Here is a 19486-nt window from a genome sequence, read left to right on the forward strand (position 1 = left end):
TTGTAAAATATTTGATGGATTCTTGTTACACTTTTATTTTACGGGGAGGTTCCTTTTTTTTCAACCTCTTTCTTTTTTTATTTCAGGAATGCTCCTAATTTAATAAATATACTCTTTGGATACTGTCGTCAAACTCTCTGAAAAAAGTAAAAAAGCCTCCGTTTTAAACTTTAAAAACCTACTATCAGAAGATCTATACCAATAATAAGTATTAAATGAAATACCTAAAAAGATATTTACACTGGCCTTAAACTTATCAGTTAAAAAACTTTTACCATGAATATCTAATTCTTCTTCACCCAAATATTCAACATTAAAAATATTAATCTTTAAATCATCTGGATTTATCAAAAAAAATTTAAAATTATCATCATATTCTTTAAAATATTTTATCAAAAAAAAGTCTGGATTTTGAAACCACATAGCATTTTTAGGCAAATTTAAAGATTCTGTTTTAATCAAAACATCTTTTTCAAAGATTTTCAAATCTACATAATCACCTTTTCTAACAGCTACAATTTTTTTTAATTTTAAAGAATCTTCATATATCCATTCCTGCAAAATATCATCAAAATAAATATATTTTTGAGAAATTTCATCAAGTTTTGATTCATATACAACTCTCTCATTCAACTTTTCGATATTCCAAATCATAGTAGATGTTGCACCATCGGTAAAAACGTCGTACTCCAAAACATAAGAAAATATAATGGAAAAAAATAAAAAATTAAATACTATTAAAATTTTTTTCAATTCAATCACTTCCCATTAATAAAAGATTTATTAATAACATAAAAATATAAATAAAATAAAATAACAGAAAAAATAGTTAGAAAAGCAGCAAATAAAAAAAGCATATTATAACCATAATCTTTTATCAAAAAACCACCACTAAAAATTATCAAAGCTGAACCAAGTGTAGAAGAAATAGTTTGAACTGCTGACAAAAAAGTATGATACTTTTGTTTAACACTCTCAAGAGAAAATATAGTAATAGATGTTCTGCTTATATTAGTAAAAGAAACTATTAAAATAAAACTCAAAGATGCTGCATAAACATTCTCATAAATAATTATTGGAATCATAGAAAATATTAAAAGAATAGTAGATAAAACAAAAGTATTCGCAAGTCCAAAATACTTTTTTAAAATAGGTGTACTCAATGCCGCTGGAATAATAATCAATTGTCCAAATCCCAAAATCCATCCTATGCTTGAAGTATCTATAAACAAAATCTTATCCAAATATACATTAATATAATTTCGCATAGAAATTTCGGATGCAATCATAAAAAATAAAACTAATGAACTTATTATCATTATATTAAAAGGTATATTAGAAGTATTTTCATCATTATCTTCATCAATATAAAGATTAATAGAATCATCCATTTTATAAAATAAAAATAAAACAAATAATAATATCAAAGGTGTAATAAACAAAGTAAAACTATAAGGCAATGGACTCTCTTTAATATTTACATCAAAAAAATCAGAAAAAAACTTTGTAATATATCCAGAAAAAACACTTCCAATAAATCCTCCAATAGGTGTTATTGCAGATTTTGAAGAATATACATGTGTACGTTCAAACTCATTAGTATTTTTCATAATGAATGGATTAACATTAACAATATAAAAAGCTATTCCCATACCTCCAATAAAATTATAAAAAAACAATAAAAATGATCTAATCTTATCAGGAAAAAACATAACCGATGGAATGAGACCTATACCTATCAAAGAAAAAAGAATACCTAAAATCATGCTACGCTTTATACCAAGCTTATTACCTAAAATAGCTGAAATAGGTGTAAACATCAAAATTATAATAAGTCCAACACCACTAAAAACACCTATAAAAGCTTCATCAAAACCCATTCTAATGATATAAATATTTTGAAGTACATTTGTAATACCACCTATCAATGAAAACCCAACTAAAAATTCTATCATCAAAAGTAATTTCATATTCTTATTTATATTTTTAAAAGCTTTAAAATAATCTTTCATGAAACACCTCCAAATATAAATCACAAGTTTCAAATATTTAAAACATATTAACAAAAAATTAAATCTTAACCAAAAATGAAACATAAAATAACTTGAATAATATAAATAAATTTGCTATACTTTAAGTGGAATTTTGTAATCTAAAGATTAACAAAACAAACATTATGTATATTTACACTAATTTATTAATCATGTTACCTGTTTAACAATTTGGTAACGTGATTAATGGTATATTAGAGTGCAACAATAATAGAAACGAGTAGCAAGTAACAATAGTAAGCCCCTCAAATATTTATGTTATGTGGAAGATAATATCTTCCACCTTTTTTTATCATTTTTTTAAAAAATCACTTGTTCAACAAAAAAAGAACATTTTTATAGAATTTAATGTTATAATAAAGTATATATAAACTAAATAGAAAGGTGATTTAAATGAGGGGAAAAACCATAATTATTATCATTATATTAATAATTCTTATGATCTTAAGCTTTATTGGTGGATTAATGCTAAAAAAGAATAACTTTGAATTCATTCCAAATATTCAAATATCTGGAGATGTTCAAAATCCTGTAGATCAAAATATCTTAAAAAGTTTAAATATACAAAACATCGAAATAGATAAAAAAGATTATAAATCAATACTTTTAAATGAATTGATAGAAATTGCCAAACCACTCGAAAATGAATATGATGTATATTTTTACTCTGCTTCATCTGATAAAGTGATAAAAATATCTGATAAATACTTAAAAGAATCTTTAATCGTATTCGATAAAGACAATGGACTAACATTGATAAATGTAAATCATTCTCAAAAAACAAATATAAACAACTTAAATAAAATAATAATAAAATCTGCAAAAAATGAATTCAATGAAATAGGTTTAAATATAATAGAACCCGAAAATAATATATTAAAATTAACTCCGGCAAATGCTCTATTAGATTATTCCTATGATCAAAAATTTGAAATTGAAAATATTGAAAACATAGAAAATAACAGTTCTTATAAGAGTACAATATATGAAAAAAAAGATATCTTAAATACTGAAAAAATTCCAAATATAAAAGGAAATAGAACCTTAATAATATCATCAGATGGTGAATCTGTATATTATAAAGATGGATTCATTGAAATAAATCAAAATTCATTTGATTATATATCAAACAATGGTCAATTAATACTAAAAAATATAAAAGGAATAATATTAAATTCTCCAGTATACTCAGTAAAAGATGCCTATACAGATAGCGTGCATTATATCAAACAAGATAAAAATGTTCTAATAATAATTATAAGCGGGCTTGGATACCATGATTATTTAAAAGCAATAAATGATGGATATGCACCGTTTCTCGCTGAAAAAAATGTTGCCAGTAGAGCCCTAACTGTTTTTAAACCCGAAGAAAATACAGGAATGGCTGCAATAATAACGGGAAAATCACCGAATGAAAACAAAATATATGATAATTCATACAAAAAAATCTATACTCCAGATATATTTGAATACTTATCAAAATTTGGTATGACATCTGCTTATATAGAAGGCAATAATAAAATTTTAGATACAAGTATAGAACCAATAATAACAAAAGATTTAAACCAAAACCTTCAATACGATGATGAAACATTTCAAAAAACTATAGAAAATCTCGATAAAAACTTTATAATAAGTCATTTTCATTCCATAGAAGAAGAATCAAAAAAATCGGATACATCTTATGAAAGTATAATGAATCAAATGAAAATAATAGATGATTACATAAAACAAATATATGAACAGTTCGATGGTAAAATAATAATAACTTCAGATTATGGTATTTATAATGGCGAAAATGGTCCTAAATTTGGGCAGATGAGATATGAAAATATGTTTGTTCCATATTTAATACTTGAATAATTTAAATTCCAACACTCTGATTTCCAAAATGGAAATTAGAGTTTATTTTTTAAATCATCAATCTTTTCAACATATGAATCTATATCAAATTTTCTTTTAAGACCATTATCATTCATATATCTTATCTTTCCAAAAACATTTCTTTCTTTCCAAGCTCTATCATGTTTACCAAAACACCAAGCTATTCCAGTATAACTATTTGGATCTCTACCATCTATTTGATATTTATCATTCAAATAAATAGCTATATTAAAAGCATCTTCAACATTAGAAGTCCATTCTAAAATCTTTTTTCCCCAATACATTCTCATATATCCATGCATTTTTCCAGTTATTTTCATTTCATTTTGAGCTGAATTCCAATATACATCATGAGTTTCAGCTTTTTCAAACTCTTCCAGAGAATAAACATATTCTCTGATATCTGATTCATGTTCTCTCAAAGTTTTAATAGCCCAATCATTAATACCTTTTACACTATCATAAAAAGGATTATAAAAAATATAATTTATCGCAAGTTCACGCCTTACTAAAAGTTCTTCTAAAAATGGCTCGCAAATATCTCCCAACTTAAAAGCTTCAAAAGCTATTTCTATTGGAGAAATATTTCCAAAATGAAGATATGGACTCAAATTTGATTGATAATCAAAAACAGGATCATTCCTTTTTTCATCATATTTTAAAATCTTATTATTCAAAAATTCTATCAAATACACTTTGGCTTTTTCATAACCACCTTCAAAAAAACTACCTTTAACAGATAGATCTAAACTCAATGAATTCAAAATATCTTCAATACTATTAAAATCATCAAAATGCTTTTTTTTAACATCGATATCAAAACTACTTCCCCTATAAATAGATATTTTATGATCTCTTATATAATCATTTCTTAGTTTTAAATATTTTCTTCTCAATGTTGCGGCAGAATACTCCTCTTTATTAGAAACAGTTTCAATTGGAATCAAAACATTATCCTCAACTTGTACCAAAGGAATATTAATTCTTTCAGATAAAAAAGATCTCCATTCTCTTTGAATTTTCAAATAGCCTCTATCAGTAATTACACCTAAAGCTCTATTAGAAATGGCAATAAAATCATCAAAACCATTCAAAATATAAAAACTTATATTCATATCTTTCAACTTTTTTTCAACCTCTAAAAGTCCTTCAATCAAAAACTTAAAATGTCTAAAATTTGCTTTTGGATATTTCTCATCCAAAATAAAAACAACTATCAAGGGAACATTCTTTTGATTTGATAAATCTATAGAATAATTGAGTGCAAGATTATATTCAACCCTAACAGATGCTTGCATCCAGTAAATTAAATATTCTCCAGATAAATTTTTTAAACTATTCAAATTTTTTAATCTATCTTTTTCAATCATAAATTTCTACCCTTTCCAGAATCACTTATGATATAAAGTTCTTTTGGATAAGGTTCAAAAAAAGTTTGATTCGAAAGATACTCTTCATTATATTTAATAATCCATGATTTCAAAATATGATTTGGAACTGACAAAGGTACTCTTTTATCCTTATATGATTTCAATGTATCTAAAAAAAATTGTTTTTCATCTGAAGATATTTTATCTTTAAAATATCCCGTCACATGCATCAAAACATTTAAAGCCGTATTTGGATTTGGTATATTTTCAAAAACATTCAGAAAATGTTTTTCATAATCAAAAAAAACATCTTCAATACTTTTTTTATCTTTATTGGCAACTATTTTACCCAAAATTCTCAATTCTTTTTCATTATAAGAAAGAATCAAAAATTTATTCTTTGAATGAAATTCCACAAGATTTTTCATATTCATATTTTTCTTAACTTCTCTAAAAGAAGCTATAGAAAAAATCGCAGTAAAAAAATGATTCCTAATTCTAAAATTATTAAGTCTTCCTTCATCTTCAATGGGTTTGGGACAAAAAAAATCATAAATTTTTTTACCAAAAAATCCTTTTCCTTTACTGGAAATTGGTGCTCCTTTTTCGGTATTTCTATACACTTTAACCTGATTTAATCCACAAGAAGGCGATCTACTCTTTAAAATAAATCCATCTACCTCTTCAAGATTATTTATAAAATCTTCAGAAAATTTATTCATTTCAAAAGTAAAATCTTTATCTGTTTTTATTTGTTTCAACTTAAAAGTGGATAACCCATCATCACTAACAACTCTAACGGCATCTCTTGGAATACTCAAACCTATTTCTACTTCTGGACATACAGGTATAAATTCTACATGATCTTTAAGCATCTTAACAACTTCACTTGATATAGATTGTCCATTATATCTACACTCAGCAAACTCTATACACTTAGATAAAACTACCTTTGGTTTAACAAAATTCATAAATAAACCTCCTAAAAACTATACTATTCTACCTTTTTGGAAACCAAGGAAAAAAAATCGATGTTTTACTTGCATATTCTTGAAAATCTGGATTATCCTTATACTTCTTCTCAAGCAAAGGAACACCAGAAACAAATAAAAGAAGATAAGTTATAACAACGGGAGTAATCAAAGTAAAAAAATCTTTAGATGATTCTATAGAAATCAAAAAAATTCCCCACCATTGTACAGATTCCCCAAAATAATTTGGATGTCTCGTATACTTCCATAAACCTATTTTCATAACTTCACCTGGTTTTTTATTTCTAACAAATTTCTTTAATTGCATATCACCAATACTTTCAAATAAAAAACCAAAAATCCATAAAATCAATCCAATAAAAGCTAAAACACCAAAATCAGATGCAGAAGAATAATTTACCGATATTATCGCATAAGATATTAAAAGCATCAAAAAACCTTGAAGCATAAAAACTTGAAAAAATGCTTTGGTTGGAATATTCGTTTTCCAGCCCTTCTTCATATTTACATACCTATAATCTTCAGGTTTACCAGCATTTCTAACATATAAATAAACACCAAGTCTCATACCCCATATAGTTATCAATATAGTTGTAAGTAATGAATGAATACCAAAATTACTCTCCAATAAAAAAGTAATCCATGCTATCAAAACAAAACCTGGTCCCCAACCTATATCAACTATAGAATACTTATCTTTAGATTTAGCTATAAAAAATATAATAACCATATATAAAAAAACTCCCAAAATCGCTGTAAGATAATAATTCAAAAAACTCATAAAATCTCCTCCTCTAATTTAAAACAGCTCCTATACTAACAGCACCTCTTCCAGAATTCATTCCAACAATGGCAGAAATATCCATAATATATTCTGGTTTAATACCAATTCTTTTTTCAACAAGATCTGCCATCTTCAAAGCACCTTTCATATTATGAGCATGAACTACACAATAAGAATTCAAATCAGTCCCGCTATTACTAAAATTATCCAACATATCAACGATCTTCTTAAAATTTGCTCTTTCACTAAACGCTTTCCCATAAAGCTTTGAGTTTCCTTCCTTATCAACAGAAACTATAGGCTTTAAATTCAATAATTTAGCCATAAAACCTTTCAAAGGAGAAACACGTCCTCCTTTTACCATATACTTTAAAGTTTTAACCGAAACAAGATTAATAGTTTTATTTCTCAAACTTTCTATAAGATTTACAACTTCATCATGCTCCATACCTTTTTCAATAGCTCTCACAGCTCTTAAAACAAGCATTCCTAAACTCGCAGATAAATGTTTTGAATTTATAACAGTGATTTTTTTATTTTTTATCTTTTCTGAAGCTTTAAAACTGTTATACCATGTACCACTAAATTCTTTAGTCAAATGAATTGCAATAATAGAATCATAATGACTTGACAAAAAAGAATAAAGATTTTGAAAAGATTTAACAGTTGGTTGTGAAGATTTAGGAAAGGTTTCTTCACTATCAACCAAATCATAAAACTGATCCGGTTTAATAGTAACCTTATCCAAGAAATGTGACTTACCAAAATACAAAGACAGTGGCAAAATATGTATATTATATTTATCAATAATATCTTGAGGAAGATCGCATGTAGAATCTGTAACTACAGCTATACGTCTCTTTTTTTTATCAAGATTATTTATTTTATATTGAAGTTTCATATCATCAACTTTTTCCTCGATTATGTCTCCATATTTCTTTAAAGTATAAAAAAGTTTAGAAGGGTCATTCGTATGAATATGAATTCTACATTTATCATTTCCAGAAACAACTACTAAAGAATCACCGTAACTCTTAATAGATTCTTTAATAGCTACAGCATCTATACCCTCATCATTCTGCAAAAGTGCTTCCGTACAATATCTAAATTTTATATCATCTATATTTCCAACAAAATGATTTTCTTCTATACTATTATAAAAAACAGAAGAATCTGAATTATCAGAATAATATTCACTATTAAAAAGATTTTCTTTAAAAGCTTTTGTAATTCCTTCAACAAAAGTAACAAAACCTTTTGCTCCAGCATCAACTACTCCTGAATCTTTTAAAATTTGAAGTTTTTCTGGAGTTTTTTCAAGAGATTTTTTAGCTTCATCAAGAGAATAAATAAATAAATCAGTAAAATTCAAAATATTATTCCTCAAACTATGCATTGAATGAACCCAATCACTTATTACTGTGAGCATAGTTCCTTCCACAGGTTCATTAACAGCCGAATATGAATACTCAACAGCATGATTTAAACTCATTATAAAATCATCTATATTGAGTTTTTCTTTATCACCTATACCTATACTCAAACCATTTATAAACTGAGCAAAAATTGCACCTGAATTTCCTCTTGCACCTAAAAGAGCTGAATCAGCTATAGATCTCAAAGTTTCAGAAACAGATACAGATTTAATACTTTTCTCTATTATTGAATGCATAGTAGAGGCAAGATTAGTACCAGTATCTCCGTCAGCAACTGGAAAAACATTTATATCATTCAAATTTTGTTGACTCTTAATAACTTCTTTACCACCAGAAAAAAATGCATAATATATTTTTTCACCATCTATAATTTCAAGCTTCATTTTAATTCCTCCTCATAAAAAGTTAAAAAGAATAACAAAAAGCCAGGGTACATATCAAATGCACCTGGCCCCAAAATAATTATACACTATATTAACATAAAAGTCAAATAATAAAATAAAACATTTTATTTGTTTACCTTAAAACAAAAAGATTTGAAATAAAAAAAACTTAAGGTATAATTAGAAATATAAAGTAAAAGGGGGAACTTTTATGGACTTTTTGACAATCTTTTCAACAAATTCACATATAATTGTATCCATGATATTTGCCACTATATCAGGTGCTCTAATAGGATACACAAGAGAAAAGATGAACAGACCAGCAGGAATAAGAACTCATGCAATATTATCACTGGGAGCATCTATACTAACCTATATGTCAATGAATACTTTCTATATAGAAGGTACAGGCGATCCAGGACGTGTTACGGCACAAATAGTATCTGGAATAGGTTTTCTTGGTGCAGGAACAATATTAAAATATCAAAACAAAGTAAAAGGATTGACAACCGCAGCTACACTTTGGATATCTGCAGCAATTGGAATATCCTTTGGAGCAGAAGAATATTTCATAGGATGGTTTTCAACTGGATTAACTTTTATAGTTGCCATATCCAACTCAGTTATAAAAAAGAGAAAAAGGGACACTTTAACTATTCAAGTAGATTTAAAAAGCAAAAAATATATAAACAGTGTTGTAGAAGTTCTGTTAAAATATCATGTTAAGTTAAAAGAACTCGATTATGAAGAAAGTAATGATAAAGTATTTTATTTAACCTTAACAAATGTAATAGAAGACAAAATTCCTTATGTAAAAAAAGACTTAATACTACTTGAAGGCATTGAAAACGTGATAATTCATACAGATGATGATGATTAATATTGACTAAATCATAAAAAATATTCTATAATTAATTAGTATGACTAACTATAAAGGGGGATATTTTAATGTCTAATTGGAAATTAGATTTTTTTTATGAATCTGCGAAGGATGAAAACATAAAAAAAGATCTCGATCAAACGGTAAAAAACGTTATAAAAGTAAAAAATGAATACTATCAAAAACTATCAAATCCAGAATTAACACCTGAAGAACTCAAAAAATTCTTTGAAGAACATGATAAAGCCTTAGAAAAAGGGTTACTCGCAATACAATTTGCTCACTTAAACTACTCAAGATCTACAATAAATGAAGACGCACAAAAATTATTTTCATTGGCTATGGATTATGAAACAAAAATTGATATGGAATTATCTTTTTGGAAACCTGTTTTATTAAAACAATCGGAAGAAAAACTAAAAGAACTCATGAATTCAGAAGAATTAAAAGACTATAAACATGTAATAGTAAAACTAATACAATCAAAAGAACATATACTAAGCGAAGAAGCTGAAAGAGTTATATCTGCACTCGATAATTCATCAAGAAGTGCTTTTGGAGAATTATATGGAAGACTAACAAACTCATATGAATTTCAAGTGACGATAGATGGCCAAATAAAAGAAATGACAGGCCCACAAGTTAGATCTTTAAGAATGAACCCAGATAAAGAAATAAGAAAAAATGCTATGAATGAATTCTTTAACAGATATGAAAAAGACAAAATAATAATAGAAAATATTTATTCATCTATTGCAAAACATTATGACACAGAATCTAAATTGAGAAACTTTAAAGAACCTATATCGATGAGAAATCTTGCAAATGAAGTAGATGATGAAATAATAAAAACAGTAATAGATGTAACAACCAAAAGAACACCTATGGTACACAAATATTATAAATGGAAAGGCGAAAAACTTGGAATAGATATGACTTTAGCTGATATATATGCTCCTATGTCAAAAGTAAACAAAGAATATACCTTTGAAGAATCAAAAAAAATAGTTCTCGAATCCTATTATGAATTTGATGAAGAAGTTGGAAAAATAGTAGAATCATTCTTTGATGAGGGCAGAATAGATTCAGAAATAAAAAAAGGTAAAAGAGGTGGTGCTTTCTGTTCATATATCATTCCTAATTACAAACCTTTTGTACTGATGAACTTTACTGGGAATATGAGAGATGTTATGACACTTGCACATGAACTTGGACATGGAGTACATGGAACATTATCTTCAGATCAAAACATGTGGAACTATCATACACCATTAACTATGGCTGAAGTAGCTTCTGTATTTGGAGAAATGCTCGTCATGGACAAAGTATTACCAAATTTATCCGAAGATGATAAACAAGCCTTTATAGCCTCAAAAATAGAAGATATGTTTGCAACTATGTTTAGACAAAATATGTTTGCAAGATTCGAAATTCAATCCCATAAAATGATCCAAGAAAACGGTGGAGCAAACTGGGAAGAACTTTCAGAACTATATAAAAATGAATTAGAAATAATGTTTGGAGACTCAGTTAAAATGACAGAAGAATATAAATATGAATGGGCAAGCATACCTCATATATTCAATGTTCCATTCTATGTTTATGCATACAACTTTGCAAATTTAATGGTAATAGCCTTATATGAAAAATACAAACAAGAAGGAAAATCATTCGTTCCAAAATACAAAGAATTATTGAGAAGCGGAGGAAAAGACTCTCCAGAAAAATTACTCGAAAAACTCGGAATAAACTTAAAAGAAAGATCTTTCTGGGAAAAAGGTTTTGACTTTGTAGAAAGAGAATTGATAAATAAATTAAAATAATAAAATTTTCAAACCTTTACAAAAAAACAAAAAGATACCTCCAAAAAAATTGGAGGTATCTTTATTTTTAAAAATTATATAAACTTTTTAATATTAGAAACAACTTCATTGACTTTAGATGGATCTTTCCCACCAGCTTGAGCGAAATCAGGTCTTCCACCACCGCCACCACCTAAAAACTTAGCAATATTCCTTGCCATATTTCCAGCATGAAAAACATCAATGGCATCCTTAGAAACCTTCACAACAAAATTAACTTTATCTGACTTATTAAAAAGTATAACAGCACCACTTTTTACTTTAGAAAGCAAAGTATCACTTGTATTTCTTAAAACATCCGAATCAACATCCTCTAAAACTCCTATTATCAATGGCTTACCATCTATATCAACCGCTGAATTCATAAAAGAGTCGAGATTAGATGTTGCAAGTTTTGATTCAAGTTTCTTTATAATTTTATCCTTATTTTTAGAATCTTCTAAAATAGAAACAATCTTATCATAAACACTATCAACTGTTCCATCTACAATATTATTTATACTCTTCAAAATAGTTTCATAATTATTAAAAGCTTCAAGAGTTTTAATACCTGTAATAGCCTCAATTCTCCTAATACCTGCTGAAACAGAAGATTCAGAAACAATCTTAAAAAGTCCTATTTCACCGGTATTTGAAACATGAGTACCTCCACAAAGTTCTGAAGAAAAATCTCCCATTTTAACTATTCTTACCTCATCACCATATTTTTCTTCAAATAAAGCTATAACATTCATATTTTTTGCCTCTTCAAGGCTTTTAACATCTGTTATAACAGGCATAGCTTTTAGAATTTGATCATTCACTATTCTTTCTATTTCAGAAATTTGAACATCTGTTAATCCTTCATAATGAGTAAAATCAAATCTAAGCCTATCAGGTCCGACATAAGAACCAGCTTGTTTAATATGATCTCCAATAACCTGTCTCAATGCTGAATGCAAAAGATGAGTTGCAGAATGATTTCTCTTAACATCATTTCTAAAATTTTCATCAACTAAAAGTTCCACATCATCATTCTTATCAACATTTCCTTTAACAACTCTAATTCTATGGGCAATTACTTCATTATAAACAACCTTAACAGATAAAACTTCAGCTTCAAAAGAATCATTTCTAATAATACCTCTATCAGAAATCTGACCACCTTTTTCAGCATAGAAAGGTGTATTTGAACAAATCAAATCAACCTCATTACCTTCAAAAGCAGAATCTATAAAACTGTTGCCATCTATCAAATACAATACTTTTGAAGAAGAACTTAATTTATCATAACCTTCAAAATTTGTTCTTAATAATTCTTCACCAACTATCTTATAAGCTTCATTCTTAGAATCATATTCTTTAGATCCAGCTGCAGATCTTGCTCTTTCTTTCTGTTCATTCATAAACATATCAAATCCATCTTCATCAATACTCAAAGAATTATCCTCTGCTATTTCTCTTGTTATATCAACAGGAAATCCATAAGTATCATAAAGTTCAAAAACAATATCTCCAGAAATAATATCAGTTTTTATATCTTTTATAATATTATTTAATTTTTCTATACCCTTATCAAGAGTCTCTAAAAATCTAGTTTCTTCAGCATCAATTATCTTATCGATAAAATCCTTTTTATCCTTTATTTCAGGATAAAAACTTCCCATATCCAAAATAACCTGATCAACTATATCATTAAAAAATTTATCCTTCATTCCCAATAAATTTCCATGTCTTATAGCCCTTCTTATAATTCTTCTAAGAACATACCCTCTACCTTCATTAGAAGGTAAAATTCCTTCTGAAATAATAAAAGCTGCTGCTCTTGCATGATCAGCAATAACTTTTATGGAAACATCCTTTTTATCATCTTGACCATAATTAACCTTCAAAACTTTTTCTATCTTTTTAATTATATTTGAAAAAACATCTGTATCAAAATTAGAATAAACATTCTGTATAGCTGCAGTAATTCTTTCAAGTCCAGCTCCAGTATCTATATTTTTTCTTTGCAATGGTGAAAAAGTTCCATTTTCATCTGCATAGAACTCTGTGAAAACTATATTCCAAATTTCTACAAATCTTCCACATTCACAAGCTGGTGAACAATTTGAAGAATCCGGACAATTATTTGTATATCCTGTATCAAAATAAATTTCACTCGATGGTCCACATGGACCAGTAGGTCCAACAGGTCCCCACCAATTTTCACTTTTATCAAATTTCATAATTCTATCTTCAGGAACACCTACAATATCTTTCCATATTTTAAAAGCTTCATCATCTTCTAAATAAACAGAAGGCCATAATTTATCCTCTGGCATATGCAAAACATCCGTTAAAAATTCCCATGCCCATACAATAGCTTCTTCTTTAAAATAATCTCCAAAAGAAAAATTTCCAAGCATTTCAAAAAAAGTCTGATGTCTTGCTGTTCTACCAACATTATCTATATCATTAGTTCTTATACATTTTTGACATGTTGTAATCCTTGTATAAGTAGGTTCCATCTTACCCCAAAAAATTGGTTTAAAAGGTACCATACCAGCAACAGTAAACATAAGTTGTGGATCATTAGGAACTAATGGAGAACTGGCAAGTCTTTTATGACTCTTACTTTCAAAAAAAGATAAAAATTTTTCTCTTATATCCTTATAGCTCATCCATTCCATAAAAATTCCTCCCAATTAAAAATCAATAAAAATAGAAGGCCTTCCTTCGACTTCAGTATTGATCTCCTTATCTACTTTTTTAAAATATTTTATATCTGGTTCATCTAGATCATATACGACATACAATCTTTTATTATATTCTTTTAATACGATATTAGAGTCTATCTTTGGATTCAACAATTCTTCAGTTTTTAAATCATCTATAGTTAAACTCTTATCTTTTCCTTCGATTAAAACATACTGAATTGTAGCACTCTGAACTTGCCTCATCTCCGTTAAAATCTTTGTAGCATTTGCTTGCTTAATAACACCACCAACAACTGGAACAGCAATAGAACCTATAATTGCTATTATTCCAAGAACTATCAAAACTTCTAAAATAGTAAAACCTTCCCTACCCTTCATAAACAATTTCATAACCCCCTTATGAAACTATTTAAATCCAGAATATTCTCAATAAAAAATACCACATTGGAGTAACCATTAAAAGGCCATCTATTCTATCCAACAATCCACCATGTCCTGGAAGAATATCGCTTGAATCTTTTACATTATAATGCCTTTTAAAAATTGATTCAGTTAAATCTCCAACAGTATCAAAAACGCCAACCATTATGGCAAAAAATATCATATAAAATGGATTTATTATATTCTTAAAATTAAGATAATTTCTAATCATTTCAAACAAAAAAATATAGACATAAGTACCAAAAATTCCACCTATAAAACCTTCCCAACTTTTTTTAGGTGAAAATGTTGGTGATATCTTATGCTTTCCAAAGTTCAAGCCAAAAAAATAAGCCGCAGCATCATACATCCAAACAGAAGTCAATGCTAAAATAGCCATACTTGAACCATAATTTATATGAAGCATAAAAAAATTTGAAAGAAAAAAAGAAATATATAAAAGACTAATTGCTCCAGCACTTATAAGTTTTTTAGCCATTCTTATATCTTTTATATTCAATAAAACACTAAAACTCAAAACAAAAAATGCAAGAAAAAATATAGTTTCTGCCTCAAAAGGTAATATACCCTGATACTCTGCTTCAATTGCAAAACCATATATCAAAGATGCAGTTCCAACTAATAAAGTCATAAAAAGCTTAAAAACATTTTTATCTTTAAGCTCTTGAGAAGCCATCTCTATAAACTCAAAAGAAGCCATCATAACTATAGTAGTAACCAACCCTATTAAGGTAGGATAAAGCAAAAAAGATAAAACCACTACTGGCCCTATAATAAAGCCTGATAGAGATCTGATAAAAATATCTTTTTTATTCACACCCATTTTCATCACTCCTGTTTATACCGCCAAACCTTCTAACTCTTTTATTATAAACTTTTAAAGCTTTAATATACTCTTCATAATCAAAATCTGGCCATAAAACATCAGTAAAATAAAATTCAGAATATGCTGATTGCCATAATAAAAAATTACTCAAACGCTCTTCACCAGAAGTTCTAATTATAAAATCAGGATCTGGAACATCATTCAAATACAAATTAGATAATATATCCTCTTCTGTAATAAAAGATTTCCCCTGTGATATAAGTTTATTAACACTATCAACGATCTCCTGTCTTCCACCATAATTCAAAGCCATTATTAAATCTATTTTATCATTATTTAAACTCTTATTTTCTATTCTCGAACAAGCATTTTGAACTTCTAAAGGCAATTTATCTATCCTACCAGAAAACCTCATTCTAACGCCTTTAGATATAATTTTCAACATTCTCGTTTCAAGATATTTAACAAACAACTTAAACAAAAAATTAACCTCAGACTCCGGCCTCTTCCAATTCTCAGTAGAAAATGAATATAGGGTGAGATACCTCACCCCTAAATCTGCAGACCATTCTATTACATTTTCAGCAACTTGAGCACCAACTTCATGCCCAAAATTTCTTTTCTTTCCTTTTTTTTGAGCCCATCTTCCATTACCATCCATAATAATTCCAATATGATTTGGTATTTTCAAATCTTCTATAATCAAGATTCCATGATCTCCTTTTCTTTTTTAGCAAAAATTTCATCAACTTTCTTTTCATGATCCTTCAAAATATTTTGAATTTCATCTTCAACCTTTTTTGCATCATCCTCAGGAAGATCTCCATTATCTTTATCTTCTTTCACAAGTTTAAGTTCATCTCTTCTAATATTTCTCAAAGATACTTTAGTATCTTCAAGCATATCTTTCGCAATCTTAACCCATTTCTTTCTATCCTCAACAGTTGGAGCAGGAAAATTAACTCTAACTACAACACCATCATTAATAGCATGAAGACCAAGATTAGAAGAATTTATAGTTTTCTCAATCTTTTCAAGTAAAGATTTATCCCAAGGTGTTATAGAAACAGATCTATCTTCACCAACTGTAACAGTTGAAGTCTGACTTACAGGAGTTGGAGCCCCATAATAATCAACCATCATATCTGCAAATAAAGATGCAGAAGGTCTTCCTGTTCTCAATTTTTTTAATTCATCTCTTAAATGATTTACACTCTTTTCCATTTTATCGGTAACTGATTTGGAATAAGCATTTTTAGCCATCAATTCCACCTCCAATTAGTATTAAAATATTCATTATATTATATCATATTTGACAATAATATAAAATACTCTTTCACAATACTACAAACATAAAAATCAGAAAAAAGTTATAAAAAACACTTTTAAAAACAAAATTAATAATAATTAACTCTAAATAAAAAAATTCAAATTTTAAAAAATAGAAAAATTAATGTAAAATAAAATGAGAAATGATTCATATATCAAGAGGTGAAAAATATGAAAATGGGCAAAAAAATAATAATATCAAATATGATATTATTCATAAGTGGATTCATAATATTTTTTATTATCATGCAGAACCAATTAAAAACGGAGATAGAAAGATATAATATACAAATACTAAAAAATAGCACAGATTTAAAATATGAATATTTCATGGATTTTTTTGAAAATCTTGAGCAAGATCTAATACTACTATCTAAAAGACAAGAAATATATAAAACCTTAAACATGATGAACTATAATTATCAAAACAACAAAATACGCTATAAAGAAGATTTTCAAAAAAATTTAAAAAATATATACATCGAAAAAAATCCTTTTAAAGAAAAAGAAAAAATGAAAAGTTCATTCGATATAGATGAAATACTTCCAATAGAAACCATACAAATGATAGCTGAATATGATACTTTACATGAACAAATACAAAAAATACTATATGAAATAATAATTCAAAAAAAATATGATGATATAAAATTCATATCTTTAGATAAAGATATAATATACACAACAAAAAAAGATTCTGATTTTGCAAAATCCATAAAAAATGAAAATGGTCCATTAAATGATTTAATCAAAGAAATATCAGAAGATGAAAACAATAATATCCATATAACAGACTTTTATGAATACAATGATAAAATAGTCAGTTTCATTGGAATAAAATTAACCGATGAATACTCAAGTTCATTGGGTTATCTAATAATACAAATAAACAATAAATTAATAGATGAAATAATGAATTCCAAACAATCAAACACAGAAACCTATATAGTTGGTAAAGACAATCTTATGAGAAATCAATCAATATATACAAATAAACCAACAACATTAAATCAAAAAATACAAACTGAACAAGTAAAAAATGCTTTAAACAATCAACAAGGAAATATGATATCAAAAAACTATTTAAATCAAAAAGTAATAAGCACGTATAAACCATTCAATTATAAAGAAATAAACTGGGCAATAATAGGCGAAACTTCTTATCAAATACTTGATCAACAAATACAGAAACTTATAAAACAATTCATACCAATATTGATAATCATAATAATCATTATAACTATTACAGGATTCATAATATCCAAAAAAAACATAGACCCGATAACAAAATTAAAAGAAAACATAGACAAATTTTCAAATGGAGATCTAACTCAATCATTCAAACAAAAAGGCAATTATGAAATAAATTCTATAAGTAATTCACTGAACAAAATGTCAAAAACATTAAATCAATCAATAAATCAAATATATCAAAAATCTAAAAAACTTGAAATCATATCTTCAAAAATAAAACAATCATCTCAAGACATATTCGATGAATATGAAAAAACAAAAAACAGTATAGAAAATTTAGATAAAGATTCACAAGAAACAACCGCATCAATAGAAGAAGTAAGTTCTTCCATACAAGAAATGTATTCAGCTTCAAATGAAATATATGAAAATATAAAAGATATAAATAAAAATATGGAAAATCTAAACCATATAAGTTCCGATACACAAGACAATATAGAAAAAATAAAAAATATATCACAAATCACAAAAGACCAATCATCCAAAAATAAAAAAATAGCCTTAAAAATTGAAGATAATATAAAACAATTAGAAAAAATATTAAAAGTACTCGATACAATATCAAAAAACACCGATTTACTGGCATTAAATGCATCAATAGAAGCTGCACGTGCTGGAGAAGCAGGAAAAGGATTTGCGGTTGTAGCACAAGAAGTAAGAACACTTTCAACAGAAAATCAAAAATTTAACAAACAAATAGAAAAAATAATAAATCAAATAAAAGAAGATTCAAAAATAAATCTTTCAGAATCGCAAAAAACTAATGAATTAATAATAAACACTGAAGAATATACAAATAACATAAAAACAACTTATAAAAAAATGGAAAACAAAATAGAGCAAACAATAGAAAAAACAAAAAAAATAGAACATTATATAAAAACATTAAACACAATAAATGGAGAAATAGCAGAATCGATGACAAGTGCAACTAATGCAATAGATTCAATATCTAATAAAACAAATTCAATAGCTCAAACATTAAAATTACAAAATCAAAAAAACACTGAAAATAAAGAACTTTCAGACCAGGTAAAAAAATTAACAGACGATTTAAAATCAGAATTCAAAAAATTTATATTATAAAGAGAAAGCAGAACCTAAAAAGGTTCTGCTTTCATTTTCTATCGAATGAAAAACTATAACAATCATCAGAATCATGATATAAACTATAAATCTTTTTAATCTCATCGATAGAATCTAAAAAAGCCCCAATTTGATATGATACCTCCAAAGTAGACACGTAATTAATAAAAATTACAAAGCTGCTTTGGAGGTATATTTATTATGTCGAGAAAAGGGAAATATAGTAAAGA

Annotated in this window: 15 protein-coding genes; 4 read left to right on the forward strand and 11 right to left on the reverse strand. The window is 27.0% G+C overall.

The window, feature by feature from the left end:
* Positions 1-99 precede the first annotated feature (99 nt).
* On the reverse strand, positions 100-753 hold the full coding sequence (locus PWP28_RS12205) for a hypothetical protein (RefSeq protein WP_308644846.1): 654 nt from the start codon (positions 751-753) through the stop codon (positions 100-102).
* A 5-nt stretch (positions 754-758) separates the two neighbouring features.
* Complete coding sequence (locus tag PWP28_RS12210) at positions 759-2012, reverse strand: MFS transporter (RefSeq protein ID WP_308644847.1); 1254 nt, start codon at positions 2010-2012, stop codon at positions 759-761.
* 504 nt (positions 2013-2516) lie between these two features.
* Between PWP28_RS12210 and PWP28_RS12215 the strand changes: the two genes are divergently transcribed.
* On the forward strand, positions 2517-3914 hold the full coding sequence (locus PWP28_RS12215; protein ID WP_158274805.1) for an alkaline phosphatase family protein: 1398 nt from the start codon (positions 2517-2519) through the stop codon (positions 3912-3914).
* A gap of 35 nt (positions 3915-3949) precedes the next feature.
* Here the strand turns inward: PWP28_RS12215 and PWP28_RS12220 are convergent, their stop codons facing one another.
* From PWP28_RS12220 to PWP28_RS12235, 4 genes are read right to left on the reverse strand one after another with little or no spacing between them, the layout of a single operon-like run.
* Complete coding sequence (locus PWP28_RS12220) at positions 3950-5305, reverse strand: deoxyribodipyrimidine photo-lyase (protein ID WP_308644848.1); 1356 nt, start codon at positions 5303-5305, stop codon at positions 3950-3952.
* Positions 5302-6276 carry a DUF523 and DUF1722 domain-containing protein gene (locus PWP28_RS12225; protein ID WP_308644849.1) on the reverse strand — a complete coding sequence of 325 codons (975 nt, stop codon included), beginning with the start codon at positions 6274-6276 and terminating at the stop codon, positions 5302-5304. The genes PWP28_RS12220 and PWP28_RS12225 overlap by 4 nt, the downstream gene beginning before the upstream one ends.
* Before the next feature lie 28 nt (positions 6277-6304).
* A complete protein-coding gene (locus PWP28_RS12230; RefSeq protein ID WP_308644850.1) occupies positions 6305-7078 on the reverse strand; it encodes a DUF1295 domain-containing protein in 774 nt (257 codons plus the stop codon).
* Between the two features lie 13 nt (positions 7079-7091).
* On the reverse strand, positions 7092-8900 hold the full coding sequence (locus tag PWP28_RS12235; protein ID WP_308644851.1) for a DegV family protein: 1809 nt from the start codon (positions 8898-8900) through the stop codon (positions 7092-7094).
* Between the two features lie 211 nt (positions 8901-9111).
* On the opposite strand from PWP28_RS12235, the gene PWP28_RS12240 reads away from it, so the two are divergent.
* A complete protein-coding gene (locus tag PWP28_RS12240; RefSeq protein ID WP_206050537.1) occupies positions 9112-9780 on the forward strand; it encodes an MgtC/SapB family protein in 669 nt (222 codons plus the stop codon).
* Between the two features lie 68 nt (positions 9781-9848).
* Complete coding sequence (locus PWP28_RS12245) at positions 9849-11603, forward strand: M3 family oligoendopeptidase (RefSeq protein WP_308644852.1); 1755 nt, start codon at positions 9849-9851, stop codon at positions 11601-11603.
* 74 nt (positions 11604-11677) lie between these two features.
* On the opposite strand, the gene alaS is transcribed toward PWP28_RS12245, so the two are convergent.
* Genes alaS through frr form a run of 5 tightly spaced genes read right to left on the reverse strand, consistent with a single transcriptional unit; the run spans position 11678 to position 16850 of the window.
* Positions 11678-14293: an alanine--tRNA ligase gene (gene alaS / locus PWP28_RS12250; RefSeq protein WP_109604618.1), complete on the reverse strand. Its 2616-nt coding sequence runs from the start codon at positions 14291-14293 to the stop codon at positions 11678-11680.
* 15 nt (positions 14294-14308) lie between these two features.
* Entirely contained in the window at positions 14309-14698 is a 390-nt protein-coding gene (locus PWP28_RS12255; RefSeq protein ID WP_264150826.1) for a type II secretion system protein, read from the reverse strand.
* Between the two features lie 31 nt (positions 14699-14729).
* Positions 14730-15584, reverse strand: coding sequence for a phosphatidate cytidylyltransferase (locus PWP28_RS12260; RefSeq protein ID WP_264149331.1), 855 nt, complete (start codon positions 15582-15584; stop codon positions 14730-14732).
* Positions 15571-16293, reverse strand: a complete 723-nt coding sequence (gene uppS / locus PWP28_RS12265) for a polyprenyl diphosphate synthase (protein WP_240597541.1) — start codon at positions 16291-16293, stop codon at positions 15571-15573. The genes PWP28_RS12260 and uppS overlap by 14 nt, the downstream gene beginning before the upstream one ends.
* Entirely contained in the window at positions 16290-16850 is a 561-nt protein-coding gene (gene frr / locus PWP28_RS12270) for a ribosome recycling factor (protein WP_109604621.1), read from the reverse strand. The genes uppS and frr overlap by 4 nt, the downstream gene beginning before the upstream one ends.
* A gap of 237 nt (positions 16851-17087) precedes the next feature.
* On the opposite strand from frr, the gene PWP28_RS12275 reads away from it, so the two are divergent.
* Complete coding sequence (locus tag PWP28_RS12275) at positions 17088-19256, forward strand: methyl-accepting chemotaxis protein (RefSeq protein WP_109604622.1); 2169 nt, start codon at positions 17088-17090, stop codon at positions 19254-19256.
* The last annotated feature ends 230 nt before the right edge of the window (positions 19257-19486 follow it).

It is taken from the genome of Oceanotoga sp. (assembly GCF_030445905.1).
Taxonomy (GTDB): domain Bacteria; phylum Thermotogota; class Thermotogae; order Petrotogales; family Petrotogaceae; genus Oceanotoga; species Oceanotoga teriensis.